Annotated in this window: 10 protein-coding genes; 1 reads left to right on the plus strand and 9 read right to left on the minus strand. The window is 69.1% G+C overall.

The window, feature by feature from the left end; translation table 11 throughout:
• Window positions 1-8 precede the first annotated feature (8 nt).
• The 9 genes from smc to kdpF form a co-directional block, all read right to left on the minus strand.
• Window positions 9-3,608, minus strand: a complete 3,600-nt coding sequence (gene smc, locus AORI_RS70885) for a chromosome segregation protein SMC (RefSeq protein ID WP_016336284.1) — start codon at window positions 3,606-3,608, stop codon at window positions 9-11.
• Window positions 3,609-3,696: 88 nt separating this feature from the next.
• Window positions 3,697-3,984, minus strand: coding sequence for an acylphosphatase (locus AORI_RS70890; RefSeq protein ID WP_043848306.1), 288 nt, complete (start codon window positions 3,982-3,984; stop codon window positions 3,697-3,699).
• Between the two features lie 253 nt (window positions 3,985-4,237).
• Window positions 4,238-4,753, minus strand: a complete 516-nt coding sequence (locus AORI_RS70895; RefSeq protein WP_016336286.1) for a hypothetical protein — start codon at window positions 4,751-4,753, stop codon at window positions 4,238-4,240.
• 189 nt (window positions 4,754-4,942) lie between these two features.
• Entirely contained in the window at window positions 4,943-5,644 is a 702-nt protein-coding gene (locus AORI_RS70900; RefSeq protein ID WP_005154857.1) for a response regulator, read from the minus strand.
• Window positions 5,641-8,226, minus strand: coding sequence for a sensor histidine kinase (locus AORI_RS70905; protein WP_016336287.1), 2,586 nt, complete (start codon window positions 8,224-8,226; stop codon window positions 5,641-5,643). The genes AORI_RS70900 and AORI_RS70905 overlap by 4 nt, the downstream gene beginning before the upstream one ends.
• A gap of 5 nt (window positions 8,227-8,231) precedes the next feature.
• Window positions 8,232-8,843 (minus strand): potassium-transporting ATPase subunit C, encoded by a 612-nt coding sequence (locus AORI_RS70910; protein ID WP_016336288.1) that lies wholly within the window; start codon window positions 8,841-8,843, stop codon window positions 8,232-8,234.
• 4 nt (window positions 8,844-8,847) lie between these two features.
• Window positions 8,848-10,941, minus strand: a complete 2,094-nt coding sequence (gene kdpB, locus AORI_RS70915; RefSeq protein ID WP_043848307.1) for a potassium-transporting ATPase subunit KdpB — start codon at window positions 10,939-10,941, stop codon at window positions 8,848-8,850.
• On the minus strand, window positions 10,938-12,599 hold the full coding sequence (gene kdpA / locus AORI_RS70920) for a potassium-transporting ATPase subunit KdpA (protein WP_016336290.1): 1,662 nt from the start codon (window positions 12,597-12,599) through the stop codon (window positions 10,938-10,940). The genes kdpB and kdpA overlap by 4 nt, the downstream gene beginning before the upstream one ends.
• Entirely contained in the window at window positions 12,599-12,700 is a 102-nt protein-coding gene (gene kdpF, locus AORI_RS70925; protein WP_020630647.1) for a K(+)-transporting ATPase subunit F, read from the minus strand. Before kdpF ends, kdpA begins: the two co-directional genes overlap by 1 nt.
• 344 nt (window positions 12,701-13,044) lie before the next feature.
• Here kdpF and asnB point away from each other — a divergent pair, with 344 nt between their 5' ends.
• On the plus strand, window positions 13,045-14,877 hold the full coding sequence (gene asnB / locus AORI_RS70930; protein WP_016336291.1) for an asparagine synthase (glutamine-hydrolyzing): 1,833 nt from the start codon (window positions 13,045-13,047) through the stop codon (window positions 14,875-14,877).
• Window positions 14,878-14,884 lie beyond the last annotated feature (7 nt).

Genomic DNA, 14,884 nt, shown 5'->3' on the forward strand with positions numbered 1-14,884 from the left:
ATCGGGGATCAGGCGGTGACCGGCTCCTCTTCGGAGGTCCGCAGCCGCTGCGAGATCACCTTCGTGATGCCGTCGCCCTGCATCGAAACGCCGTACAGCGCGTCGGCGATCTCCATGGTCGGCTTCTGGTGGGTGATGATGATCAGCTGCGAGGAGTCCCGCAACTGCTCCAGCAGCCCGATCAGCCGTCGCATGTTGGTGTCGTCGAGCGCGGCTTCGACCTCGTCCATGACGTAGAAGGGCGAAGGCCGGGCGCGGAAGATCGCCACCAGCATGCCGACGGCGACGAGCGACTTCTCGCCACCGGAGAGCAGCGAGAGCCGCTTGACCTTCTTGCCCGGCGGGCGCGCTTCGACGTCGACGCCGGTGGCGAGCAGGTCGTTGGGCTGCGTGAGCACCATGCGCCCCTCGCCACCCGGGAACAGCACGCCGAACACGGTCTCGAACTCGCGCGCGACGTCCTCGTAGGCCGACGCGAACACCTCGAGGATCTTTTCGTCGACCTGCTTGATGACGGCTTCGAGGTCCTTGCGGGTGTCCTTGAGGTCTTCGAGCTGGGTCGAGAGGAACTTGTAGCGCTCCTCCAGCGCCGCGAACTCCTCCAGCGCCAGCGGGTTGACCTTGCCCAGCAGACTCAGGTCCTTCTCCGCGCGCTTCGCCCGGCGGGCCTGGGTGTCGCGGTCGAACGGCATGGGCGGCGGCGGGGTGACGTCTTCGCCGCGTTCCTTGGCCGCCTCGTATTCGGCCATCTCCCCCGCGCTCGGCGGCACGGGGACGTCCGGGCCGTACTCGGAGACGAGATCCTCGAGGCCGATACCGAAGTCTTCGGCGATCTTGGTTTCGAGCTGTTCGAGCCGCAGCCGCTGCTCGGCGCGCAGTACCTCGTCGCGGTGGACTGCGTCGGTGAGCTTCTCCAGTTCACCGGTCAGCTCGCGGACCTTGCTACGGACCTGGGTCAGCGCGGTCTCCCGCGACTGCCGCTGCGCCTGTGCCTCGTCCCGTTCGTGGGCGGCGCGCTGCACGGAGACCTCGATGCGCTCCAACGCGATCTCGCCGCCGTTGACCACCGCGTTGGCGATCTCGGCGCCGCGTTTCCGCGCGGCCCTGGACTTTTCGGCCCGTTCGCGGGCCTGACGCTCGGCGTGCGCGGCCCGGCGGAGCGATTCGGCCTTGCCCTGGATGCTCCGCGCCCGCTCCTCGGCGGTGCGCAGCGCGAGCCGGGACTCCATCTCCTCCTGGCGGACCGTGCCGAGGTCTTCGGCGGCCTGGTCGCGCTCGGCGGTGTCCGGATCCTCGTCGACTTCCTGCTCGGCGACGGCGGCCAGCCGCTCTTCGAGTTCGGCGAGCTGTTGCAGCGCCTGCTCGCGGCTCTGCTCGACCTTGGCGCGCTGGTTGCTCAGGCGGTCCATTTCGGCCTGTGCGGCACGCGCGGCCTGCTGCAACCTGTTCAGCCGCTCGGACGAGCGGGCCTTGCGGACCTTCGCGTCCCCGAGCGCGTCCTTGGCCCTGCTGACCTCTTCGCGCCGGGCGGCCTGCCCGGCGCGGGCGCCTTCGAGCTCCGCGGCGGTGCGTTCCAGCGCGCGCTCGGCGGCGTTCAGCCGGTCACCCGCCTCGTCGACCGCGGCCTGCACCTCGATGACGCTCTCGCTGCGCGCGGAACCACCGACCGCCCAGCGCGCGCCGAAAACGTCGCCCTCGGGCGTGACCGTGCTGACCTCGGGGTACACCTCGACCAGACGGCGCGCGGACTCCAGACCGTCCACAATGGCCACCCGGTCGAGTGCGTGCTCGACGGCGGAGCGCAACGCGGGCGGCGCCGTGACCACTTCACGCGCCCAGCGCGCACCCTCGGGCAGCGACGGCCAGTCACTCGTGTCCACAGTGGATTCCAGCCCGCCGAGCAGAATGCCCGCGCGACCGGAATCGTTGTCCTTCAAGAACTTCAGCGCGGCGAGCGCGTCGGCGCCGCCGTTGACCGCGACCGCGTCGGCGACCGGGCCGAGCGCCGCGGCCAGCGCCACCTCGTGTCCGGCTTCGACGGTCAGCAGTGCGGCCACCGAACCGAGAAGACCCGGCAGCTCGTGCTGCGCGCCGAGCAGCGCGCCCGCGCCGTCCTTACGCCGCAAGCCCATCGACAGCGCCTCGACACGCGCCTTCTCCGACGCGATCTCGCGTTCGGCGGCCCGCTCGGCCTTGACCAGCTCCTCGACCCTGGCCTTGGCGGCGTTGTTGGCCTCCACCGCACGGTCGTGGTGTGCCTGGAGGTCGAGGTCGTCGGACTCCTCGACACCACCTTCGGCCTTGGCCTCTTCGAGCTCCTCGACGGCGATCTCCGCGCGCTCGGCGGCCTCTTCGAGCGACACCGTGAGCCTGTCGATCTCGTCGGAAGTCGCGCCGTTCTTGCTCCGCAGCGCCTCGACCTGTCCGGTGAGCTTCGCGAGCCCTTCCCGGCGGTCGGCGATCGCGCGGACGGCCGCCATATGCGCGCGCTCGGCCGCCTGGACGAGGTGTTCGAGCTGCTCGCGCCGCTGGACGGTCTCCGAAAGCACCAGGCGCGCCTCGGCGACTGCCTCGTTGAGCTCCTGCTCCCGCTCGGCGACCTGCTCGGCCTCGGCCAGCAGCTCGTCGGGGTCGCGGCCGGTGCTCGCCTGCTGCACGTCGGACGACAGATGCCGCTGACGCTCCAGCGCGAGCCGCACCGTGCCGCGAAGCCGCTCCGTCAGCGCGGAAAGCTTGTACCAGGTCTCCTGGGCCGCGGCCAGCTTCGGCGCGTCCTCGGCGAGCGACGCTTCGAGCTCGGCCTCCTCGGCGGCGACGATCTCCAGCGCCTGCTCGACCTCGGCGCGGCGCTGACGGGCGACGCGTTCGTCGGCCTCTTCCTTGGCGATGCCCGCACGCTGGGTGACCAGGTCGTGGGCGAACAGCCGCAGCCGGGCGTCACGCAGTTCGGACTGCACCCACTGCGCTTTGCGGGCGATCTCGGCCTGTTTGCCCAGCGGTTTGAGCTGGCGGCGGAGCTCGGTGGTGAGGTCGCCGAGGCGGTCGAGGTTGCCCTGCATGTTCGCGAGCTTGCGCAGGGTCTGTTCCTTGCGCTTGCGGTGCTTGAGGACACCGGCCGCCTCTTCGATGAAGGCGCGGCGCTCCTCGGGCTTGGATTCGAGGATCGCCGAAAGCTGCCCCTGCCCGACGATGACGTGCATCTCGCGGCCGATACCGGAGTCCGACAGCAGTTCCTGCACGTCCATCAGACGGCAGCGGTCGCCGTTGATCTCGTATTCGCTCGCGCCGTCACGGAACATCCGGCGGGTGATCGAGACCTCGGAGTACTCGATGGGCAGCGCGCCGTCGGCGTTGTCGATGGTCAGGGTGACCTCGGCGCGCCCGAGCGGGGCACGGCCGGCGGTCCCGGCGAAGATGACGTCCTCCATCTTGCCGCCGCGAAGGTCCTTCGCACCCTGGGTGCCCATGACCCAGCGAAGCGCGTCGAGGACGTTCGACTTGCCGGACCCGTTCGGTCCGACCACGCAGGTGATGCCCGGCTCGAAACGCAACGTCGTCGCCGAGGCGAAGGACTTGAAGCCCTTGAGCGTCAGGCTCTTCAGGTGCACGTCGTGCTGACCCCTCTGGCTGCGGGAACCGGTCGTTCAATCGGCCCAGGCTACCTGTGTGCTCACGGTGATCGTGGGACGCGGGGCCTCAGCGCTCCACGAACCCGCGGAGCCCGCCCTTCGCGGGCGACCAGCGTTCGACGACGTGGTCCACACTTCCGGGTGATTCCCCGGAGCGCAAAGCCGCCAAAAGCCGCTCACAGTGTTCACGATCACCCTCCGCCACCACCTCGACACGTCCGTCGGCCAGATTGCCCGCGCTGCCGACCAAGCCCAGCTCAAGTGCCCTGCTGCGGGTCCACCAGCGGAAACCGACACCCTGCACCCGCCCGTGCACCCACGCGGTCAACCTGATGTGTGTTACTTCTTCACTCACGACCCCTATCGTGCACCATGCGGATGAACGCGGAGGGTGAACACGACGCTCGCTGTAGTTCGCAGACGGTGAAGCGGCGGTGATAATCTCCGCGCCGGGTCCCCACTTCGGGCTACCTCGCCCGGGTAGCCGAACTCCCCGAAGCCCCCCATCCGAGGAGCCAGCACATGCCCCGTCCCGACGGGTCTGATTCGAGCGCACGCGTGTCCGTGGCACCCCCGCGCGGCGCCACCGGCAAGCTCAACCGCGCAGGCTACGCCGTACTCGGCGTCAGCGGCCTCGTGGTGGCTACGGCCTTCGCCGCGATCGCCGAACTCGCGGGTCCCGGCGTTTCCGCCACCGCGGGCGGCACCGGTATCCCCGGCGGCGGACAGGGCGTCGCCCCCGCCGGCGTCCAGCTGGTGCCGGGCAACGCCGTCCCCGGCGGCCCGATGACCGTCAGCGGTTCACCGACCCCCGGCGCGCCGTCCAGCTCGACGGCGCCGCCGACCACGGTGACGTCGGTCGGCCCGGACGGGAAGGAGACGACGAGCGTCGTCGCCCCGCCTCCGCCGCCCGCGACGACCCCTGGCGGCGGTGAGCCGACGCGTACGGTGCTGCCGCCGACGACGCCGAAACCGAGCTCGTCGAAGCCGACGACGACTCCGCCGAGCACTCCACCGGAAACCTCGACAGGGAGCCCGACGACCACTACCACCACAGGTGGTGGCTCCAGCACCAGCGGCGCCCCCAGCGAGTCGACTCCGGGCCGGTCCAGCACCTCGGGCATCGACACCTCGACGAGCAGCGCCCGGTAAGCCTCCCCGCGTGCAATGAAGGGACCTTTCCTTGCAAATTTGGCAAGGAAAGGTCCCTTCATAGCGTTCGCGGGGTGCCGTCCAAGATGTCATGAAAGGGTCGTTCAGGACGAAAAACGTCAGGAACGACCCTTTCATGACATCCCGAGGACCACGAGGGCTCACATTTCGAAGCGGTACCCCATCCCCGGTTCCGTCAGCAGGTGCCGCGGCCGCGAGGGTTCCGGCTCCAGCTTCCGCCGCAACTGCGCCAGATACACCCGCAGGTAGTGCGACTCCGTCTCGTACGTCGGCCCCCACACCTCGTGCAGCAGCTGCTTCTGCGCCACCAGACGGCCGCGGTTGCGCACCAGCAGCTCCAGCACACCCCATTCGGTCTTGGTGAGGTGCACCTCCTTGCCGTCCCGGCGCACCTTCTTCGCCGCGAGGTCGATCCGGAAGGATCCCGTGTCCACCACCGCGTCCGCACCGTCCACACTGGACGTCGCCGACCGGCGGACGGCGGCGCGGAGCCGCGCGAGCAGTTCGTCCATGCCGAAGGGTTTCGTGACGTAGTCGTCGGCGCCGGCGTCGAGGGCCTGCACCTTGTCGGCCGAGTCGCCGCGCGCGGACAGCACGATGATCGGCACCGTCGTCCAGCCGCGGAGCCCGGCGATGACCTCGGTGCCGTCGAGGTCGGGCAGGCCTAGGTCGAGCACGACGACGTCGGGTTTGGTCTCGGCGACGGCCTTCAGCGCGGCCGTCCCGTCGTGCGCGGTGATCACCTTGTAGCCGCGGGCGGACAGGTTGATCCGCAGGGCTCGCACGATCTGCGGTTCGTCGTCGACGACCAGCACGGTCGCCGACGCGGTGTCTGCGCTCATCGCACTCGCTCCTCCTCTTCGTTCTCGAGGCCCTCGTCGTCGAAAGCGAGGAGGCTCTTTTCCGGATCCTGACCAACATATGCGGGCAGCGAGATGACGACGGTGAGCCCGCCGCCGGGCGTGTCCTCCGCCCGGATCCGCCCGCCCATCGCCTCGGTGAACCCCTTGGCGACCGACAGCCCCAGTCCCACGCCGGGCACGCTGTCCCGGTCTCCCCCGAGCCGCTGGAACGGCGCGAACGCCGAGTCCGCGGTGCCCTTCTTGAGCCCGCGCCCGTGGTCGATGATGCGCAGTTCGACGTATTCGGAATGCGTGCTGGCGCGGGCCGAGACCGGTTCGCCGGACGCGCCGTGCCGCAGGGCGTTGTCGATCACGTTCGCCACCACGCGTTCCAGCAGGCCGGGGTCGGCGCACACCGACGGCAGCCGCGAGTCGATCGCGACCACGACCGAGGCCGAATTGTCCACATTGGACAACGCGTGTGAGACCACCTCGTCATAGCCGACCGGACGCAGGTGCGGGCGTACGGCACCGGTCGCCAGCCGCGACGAGTCGAGCAGGTTGTCGATCAGCCCGGCGAGCCGGTCGGCCGATTCCTCGATCGCTTCGAACAGCTCGTCGGTGTCCTCTTCGGACAGTGAGATGTCGGTCGCGCGCAGGCTGCCGATGGCGGCCTTGATCGACGTCAGCGGGGTGCGGAGGTCGTGTCCCACGGCCGACAGCAACGCCGTGCGCAGTTCGGTCGCCTCGGCCTTGCGTTCGGCCCGGATGGCCGCCTTCGCGGTCCGCTGCTGCCGCAACGCCAGCAACGCCTGCCCCGCCACGGCTTCCAGCACTCCCCGGTCCGACGCGGGCAGCGCGCGCCCGCGCAGCGTCAGGTGGACGTCGGCGGTGACGGCGATGTCGGCGTCGGCCTGATCCGGGTCCGCGCACGGATCCGTGCCGGCGTTCGCCACCCGCTTCCACTTCCCGTCCCGTTTTTCCAGCAGGGTCACCGAAGTCATCCCGAAGTTCTCGCGGACCTTCTCCAGCAGCCGTTCGATCGGGTTGGTGTGGGTGAGCACGGTCCGCGCGTACGACGCCAGCAGCGCCGCCTCGGTCCTCGCCCGCGCGGCCTGCGTCGCACGCCGGGCGGCGGTGTCGACGACCGCCGCGACGAGGATCGCCACCAGCACCATCGCGATCAGCGTGATCACGTTGCGCGGTTCGTGGACGGTCAAGGTGTACAGCGGCGGAGTGAAGAAGAAGTTCAGCAACCCCGCCGAAAGCACCGCCGCCAGCAACGCGGGCCCGAGCCCGCCCACGAGCGCGACGAGGACCGTCGCCAGCATGTAGGCGACCATGTCGGTCGAGAAGTCGAGTTGTTCCTTCAGCAGGACACCGAGCAGGGTCGACAGGACGGGCAGGACGAAGGCGAGCGCCCAGCCCGCCAGCCGCCGCGTGGAAGGAAGCGGGCTCCGGTTGAACCGGGCGCGCAACCGTCCGCCGGCTTCGGCGTGCGTGACCATGTGGACGTCGATCGGGCCGGACCGCTGGACCACGGCAGCGCCGATGCCTTCGTCGAACAGCCGCGCCACCCGTGACCGGCGTGAGGTCCCGACGACGAGCTGCGTGGCGTTCACCCCCTGCGCGAAGTCGAGCAGCGCCGTCGGCACGTCGTCACCGACGACGGTGTGGAAGGTGGCGCCGACCTCTTCGGTCAGTTTCCGGTATTTGCCGACCGCCGTCGGCCCCATCCCGGCGAGCCCGTCGCCGCGCAGGATGTGCAGCACCTGCAGTTCGGCGCCCGCGCGGTTCGCGATACGGCTCGCGCGGCGGATCAGCGTCTCGCTCTCCGGGCCGCCGGTGATGGACACGACCACCCGTTCGCGGGCTTCCCACGTGTCGGTGATCTTCTGCTCCGCCCGGTACCGCTGCAGCGCGACGTCCACCTGGTCGGCGACCCACAGCAGGGCGAGTTCCCGCAACGCCGTGAGGTTGCCTGGCCGGAAGTAGTTGCCCAGCGCCGCGTCGATCCGCTCGGCCGGGTAGACGTTGCCGTGTGCCAGGCGCCGCCGGAGCGCTTCAGGCGTGATGTCGACCAACTCCAGCTGCTCGGCCCGCCGCACGACCTCGTCGGGCACCGTCTCCTGCTGGGTGACGCCGGTGATCCGCTCGACGACGTCGTTGAGGCTCTGCAGATGCTGCACGTTGACCGTGGAGAGGACGTCGATCCCGGCGTCGAGCAGTTCGTCGATGTCCTGCCAGCGCTTCTCGTTGCGCGAGCCCGGCACGTTGGTGTGCGCCAGTTCGTCGACCACGGCGACCTCGGGCGCACGGGCGAGCAGCGCGTCGAGGTCCATTTCCTCGAACTCGTGCTCCCGGTGCGCGGACCGGCGGCGCGGCACGGTCTCCAGGCCCTCGACGAGCTCCGCGGTCTTCTTCCGCCCGTGCGTCTCGACCAGGCCGATGACCACGTCGGTGCCCCGGTCGAGGCGGCGGCGCGCCTCACCGAGCATCGCGTAGGTCTTGCCGACGCCCGGGGCCGCGCCGAGGTAGATCCTCAGCTCACCCCGGCGCGGCTTGGTCGTGTTCTCGTCCACGTCTGTCAGTGTGCTCCTCCGGCCGCGTCGCGCACGGCCAAGTTGACCTTCAGCACATTGACGCCCGGCACACCGATCCCGGCACCGCTCGTGTTCTCCGCGACGAGCTGCCGGACCTTCTCCTCTGGCAGGCCCGTGTTCCTGGCCACACGCGCGATCTGGAGGTCGGCGTAGGCGACGCTGATCGCAGGATCCATCCCTGAGCTCGACGCCGTCACCGCGTCGGCGGGCACCTGCGACTCCTGGACACCCTCACGGGCGGCGATCAGCTTCTTGCGTTCGCCGATGGCGGCGACCAGGTCCTCGTTGTACGGGCCCTTGTTCGACGCGCCGGACGAGGACGGGTCGCCGGGGCCGAGGACGTCCTTCGATCCCGCGGACGGGCGGTTGTGGAACCACGGGTCCTTGGCCGGGTCCGCCGCGACCGGGTCGACGCCGATCAGGGACGAGCCGACGGCTTGCCCGTCCCGCGTGATGATCGAGCCCTCGGCGGTGCCTTCGAGGCCGGGGATCCGGGAGACCGCCCACACGCCCAGCGGGTAGACCACGCCCAGCAGGACGGTGAAGACGAGCAGGACACGCAGCCCGGCGGCGGTCTGCTTGAGCAATGCGTTCATGGCGTTACCCGATTCCAGGGATGAGACGGACGAGCAGATCGATCAGCCAGATCCCGAGGAACGGGCTGACGATGCCGCCGAGGCCGTAGACCAGCAGGTTCCGGCGCAGCAGCGCCGAGGCCGAGGACGGTTTGTACCGGACGCCGCGCAGGGCGAGCGGGATCAGCCCGACGATGATCAGGGCGTTGAAGATGACCGCCGACAGGATCGCCGACTTCGGCGTCGCGAGCTGCATGATGTTGAGCGCGCCGAGCTGGGCGAAGATGCCGGTGAACATCGCGGGCAGGATGGCGAAGTACTTCGCGAGGTCGTTGGCGACGCTGAAGGTGGTCAGCGCGCCGCGGGTGATCAGCAGCTGTTTGCCGATCTCCACGATCTCGATCAGCTTCGTCGGGTCGGAGTCGAGGTCCACCATGTTCCCCGCCTCCTTGGCGGCGGAGGTCCCGGTGTTCATCGCGACGCCGACGTCGGACTGCGCGAGCGCGGGGGCGTCGTTGGTGCCGTCGCCGGTCATCGCGACCAGCCGCCCGCCCTCCTGCTCCTTCTTGATGAGCGCCATCTTGTCTTCGGGCTTGGCCTCGGCGAGGTAATCGTCGACGCCCGCGTCCTGTGCGATGGCCTTGGCGGTCAGCGGGTTGTCCCCGGTGATCATGACGGTCTTGATCCCCATCGAGCGGAGCTGGACGAACCGCTCCTTCATCCCGGGTTTGACCACATCGGACAGCCGGATCACGCCGCGCACGAACGCTTTCGCGCCGTCGTACTCCGCGACCACCAGCGGGGTCCCGCCCTGCTGGCTGATCTCGTCGACGACGCTTTCGGTCTCGTCCGGCATGTCGCCGCCGCGCTCGCGGACCCAGTCACGGACGGCCGCGGTGGCGCCCTTGCGGACCTGCCGTCCGCCGATGTCGATGCCGCTCATCCGGGTCTGCGCGGTGAACTCGACGAAGTCCGCGAGCTTCTCCTCGGCGGACGCGGTCTCCGCGAGCCCGTGCTCCCTCGCGACGAGTTCGACGATGCTGCGGCCTTCCGGCGTGCCGTCGGCGAGGCTGGAGAGCCGGGCGGCCTTGGCGATGTCGTCCATTGTGGACTCGCCGACCGGGATCAGCTCGGTGGCCTTGCGGTTGCCGAAGGTGATCGTGCCGGTCTTGTCCAGCAAGAGCGTCGAGACGTCGCCGGCGGCCTCCACCGCGCGACCGCTCGTGGCGAGGACGTTGCGCTGCACCAGCCGGTCCATCCCCGCGATGCCGATCGCGGACAGCAGCGCGCCGATCGTCGTCGGGATCAGGCAGACCAGCAACGCGGTCAGCACGATCACGGACTGCTGGCTGCCCGAGTAGCCCGCCATCGGCTGCAGCGCCACGACGGCGAGCAGGAAGATGATCGTGAGCGTGGAGAGCAGGATCGTCAGCGCGATCTCGTTCGGTGTCTTCTGCCGGGAAGCGCCCTCCACCAAGGCGATCATGCGGTCCACAAAGGACTCGCCGGGTTTGGTGGTGATCTTCACGACGACGCGGTCCGAAAGCACCGTGGTGCCGCCGGTGACCGCGCACCGGTCGCCGCCCGATTCGCGGATGACCGGGGCCGATTCGCCGGTGATGGCCGATTCGTCGACGGTCGCGATGCCCTCGACGACGTCGCCGTCACCCGGGATGACCTGCCCGGCCTCGACGACCACCAGGTCGCCGACGCGCAGGTCGGCACCCGGCACGGTCTCCTCGTCGCCGTCCTCGGTGAGACGGCGCGCGACGGTCTCCTTCTTGCTGCGGCGCAGGGTTTCCGCCTGTGCCTTGCCCCTGCCCTCCGCGACGGCCTCGGCGAGGTTCGCGAACAGGACGGTGAACCACAGCCAGATCGTGATGAGGATGGTGAACACGCTCGGGTCGGTGATCGCGAAGACCGTGGTCAGCGCCGAGCCGATCCACACCACGAACATGACCGGGTTGCCGAGCTGGTGCTTGGGGTTGAGCTTGCGCAGCGCCTCCGGGAGCGAGGTCAGCAATTGGCGCGGGCTGAAGATCCCCGCGCCGACCCGGCCGGTGTTCTCCACGTGGTGCTGCGTTGTTTCTTCGGGGGTGCGTTCTTGTGTGACGGTCATGCGAGTGCCTCTGCGATGGGCCCGAGCGCGAGCGCCGGGATGAAGGTGAGGGCCGCGACGAGCACGATCGTGCCCGCGAGCATCGTGCCGAACAGCGGCCCGGTGGTGGGCAGCGTGCCGGCGGTCTCCGGAACCTTCCGCTGGGAGGCCAGGGATCCGGCCAGGCACAGCACGGCGAGGATCGGAATGAACCGGCCGAGCAGCATGGCGACGCCGAGCGAGGACTGGAACCAGTCGTTGGTGACGGTGATCCCGGCGAACGCGCTGCCGTTGTTGTTGCCCGCCGACGCGTAGGCGTAGAGCACCTCGGAAAGGCCGTGGGCGCCGGGGTTGTTCAACGCGGCCAGGTTGCCGGGGTTCATCAGCGCGATCCCGGCGCCGAGCAGCACCACCGTCGGCATGGCGAGCATGGAGACCGCCGCGCAGGTGACCTCGCGTTTGCCGAGCTTCTTCCCCAGGTATTCCGGTGTCCGGCCGACCATCAGCCCGGCGAGGAACATCGCGATCACGGCCATCACGAGGATGCCGTAGAGACCGGTGCCGACCCCGCCCGGCGAGATCTCGCCGAGCAGCATGTTGAGCAGCGTTCCGCCGCCGCCGAGTCCGCTGTAGCTGTCGTGCATGCTGTTGACGGCGCCGGTGGACGTGCCGGTGGTGCTGTTGGCGAACAGCGAACTGAGGCCGATGCCGAAGCGCTGTTCCTTGCCCTCCAGGTTCGCCCCGGCGGCCAGCGACGCGGGGCCGCTCGCGTTGGCTTCGGCCAGCCAGGTCACCGCGAGCATCGCGGTCCACAGCCCGGCCATCACCGAAAGCAGCACGTAGCCCTGCTTGGTGTTGCCGACGAGTTTGCCGAACGTGCGGGTCAGCGACACCGGGATGACCAGGATCAGGAAGATCTCGATCAGGTTGGTCCAGGCGTTCGGGTTCTCGAACGGGTGCGACGAGTTGGCGTTGAAGATGCCGCCGCCGTTGGTGCCGAGCTCCTTGATGGCTTCCTGGCTCGCGGCGGGGGCGAGGGCGATCTTGCTCGTGCTGCCGTCCGGGTTGAGGACGTCGACGCCGCTCTTGAGGCTCTGCACGACGCCGAGCGCGATCAGCGCGATCGCCGCCACGAACGCGATCGGCAGCAGGATCCGGATCGTGCCGCGCGTCAGGTCCACCCAGAAGTTGCCGAGTCGGTCGGTCTTCGAGCGGACGAAGCCGCGGACCACCGCGATGGCGACCGCGAGCCCGACGGCGGCGGACAGGAAGTTCTGCACGGTCAGGCCGGCCATCTGCACGAAGTGACCCATGGTCGCTTCGGGGCTGTAGGACTGCCAGTTCGTGTTGGTCACGAAGCTGACGGCGGTGTTGAAGGCGACCGCCGGCGAGACCGGTTCCTTGCCGAGGCTCCACGGCAGGATCGCCTGAAGCCGTTGAAGCAGGTACAGAAGAACGACGGAGACGAACGAGAAGCCGATCACGGCGGACGCGTAGGTCTTCCAGTGCTGTTCCGATCCGGGGTTCACCCGGAAGAGGCGGTACAGGCCGCGTTCGGCCTTGGTGTGCTTCTCGGTCGAGAAGACGCGCGCCATGTAGTCACCCAGTGGCCGGTAGACCACGGCGAGCGCGACGAGTAAAAGGCCGGCCTGCAGGAGGCCGGCCGCGGTGTCTGACATCAGAATTTCTCCGGCCTGACCAGTGCGATGAACAAATAGACGATCAGCCCCAGCGCCAGCAGTCCGCCGACGACGTTGGCCACGGTTCCCGTGCCGGTCACAGCTTTTCCAGACCGCGAAGGGTCAGGGCGAGAACCACGAATACGCCGATCAGGAGCACGGCGTAGAGCAAGTCGGCCACTAGGCACCTCTCAGGACAGGTCACCCCATCGGCGACCAGGACTCCGCAACACTGCGCCAGGTCAAGCCGCATTCGGTTGAGGCCTGACGGCCTCTTGATGCCCCGATCGGGTGCCTTTACGACTTCTTGACGCCTGGTGACGTGCCCCACAGACCGTGACGCACTGCGGACGGAGCGTGCAATTCGGGCAGACAAGCCGCGCGAACCGTGTTACACCAGTGTTACGGATAGTTGTATGCGCTAACTAATCACCGGGAGGTAGCGATGTGCGGAATCGCAGGGTGGGTCTCCTATGGCACGGACCTGACACAGCGTCGCGAGGTCGTCGACGCGATGACCGAGACGATGGCGTGCCGCGGACCGGACGACTCGGGCACCTGGGTCCGGCCGAACGTCGCGCTGGGCCACCGGCGGCTGGCGATCATCGACCTGCCGGGCGGCAGGCAGCCGATGGCCGAGGCCGGGCTGGCCGCGATGGTCTACAGCGGTGAGGCGTACAACTTCACCGAGCTGCGCGAGGATCTTCTCAAGCGTGGCCACAAGTTCGAGACCGACAGCGACACCGAGGTCGTGCTCCACGGCTACCTCGAGTGGGGCGACGAGGTCGTCGACCACCTCAACGGCATGTACGCCTTCGCGATCTGGGACGAGCGCGACGAGAAACTCGTGATGATCCGCGACCGCATGGGCATCAAGCCGTTCTACTACTACCCGACCCCGGACGGCGTCCTCTTCGGTTCCGAGCCGAAGGCGATCCTCGCGAATCCCTTGGCGCGCAAGGTGGTCGACACCGACGGCCTGCGCGAACTGATGGCCATGACCAAGACCCCCGGCTGGTCGCTGTGGAAGGGCATGCACGAGGTCGGCCCGGGCACGATCGTCACGGTCGACCGCTCCGGGATCCGCACGCGGACGTACTGGAAGCTCGACGCGAAGCAGCACACGGACGACCAGGAGACCACGGTCGAGCGGGTGCGCGAGCTGATGACGGATATCGTGCACCGTCAGCTGATCGCCGACGTGCCCCGCTGCGTCCTGCTCTCGGGCGGGCTCGACTCCAGCGCCGTCACCGGTCTCGCCGCGGCACGGCTGGCCGAACAGGGCGAGCGGCTGCGCACGTTCTCCGTCGATTTCCAGGGGCAGGAGGAGAACTTCAAACCGGACGAGGTGCGCGACACCCCGGACTCGCCCTTCATCCGCGACGTCGCGCAGCTGGTCGGCTCCGACCACAAGGACGTCGTGCTGAACCCGGCCGAGCTCAGCGACCCGGAGGTCCGCCGCAAGGTGCTGGCCGCGCGGGACATCCCGGCCGGGCTCGGTGACATGGACACGTCGCTGTACCTGCTGTTCAAGGCGATCCGCGCGGAGTCGACGGTGGCGCTGTCCGGCGAATCCGCCGACGAGGTCTTCGGCGGATATCGCTGGTTCCACGACGAGGCCGCGGTGAACTCGGGGACGTTCCCCTGGCTCGCCTTCCGGATGGGGCTCACCAGTGAGCGGGGCGCCCTCCTGCGCGGCGAGGTCCAGGAGAAGCTGGACCTGCCCGGCTACATCGCCGACCAGTACGCCACCGCCGTCGCCCAGGTCGAGCACCTCGACGGCGAAAGCGAGCAGGACCGCAAGATGCGCACGGTCTGCAACCTGCACCTGAGCCGGTTCGTGCGGATGCTGCTGGACCGCAAGGACCGGGCGTCGATGGCGGTCGGGCTCGAAGTGCGCGTGCCGTTCTGCGACCACCGCCTCGTCGAGTACGTCTACAACACGCCTTGGTCGCTGAAGACGTTCGACGGCAGGGAGAAAAGCCTGCTGCGCCACGCGACCGAACACGTGCTCCCGACGTCCGTGCGGGACCGGGTCAAGAGCCCGTACCCGTCCACTCAGGACCCCGGCTACGCGGCGGCGTTGCAGCAGCAGGCCAAGGAGGCCCTGACCGAACGGGACAACCCGGTGTTCGAGCTGGTCGACCGCGACTGGCTGCACCGGGTGTCCGAAGTGGACCCGGTGACGATGTCCTCGGCCCAGCGCTCCGGGATCGACCGGGCGCTGGACCTCTACCACTGGTTCGACCTGTACCGGCCCGAACTGCAGTTGGACTGAGGAAGCC

This window comes from Amycolatopsis keratiniphila, from assembly GCF_000400635.2.
Classification (GTDB): Bacteria; Actinomycetota; Actinomycetes; order Mycobacteriales; family Pseudonocardiaceae; genus Amycolatopsis; species Amycolatopsis keratiniphila.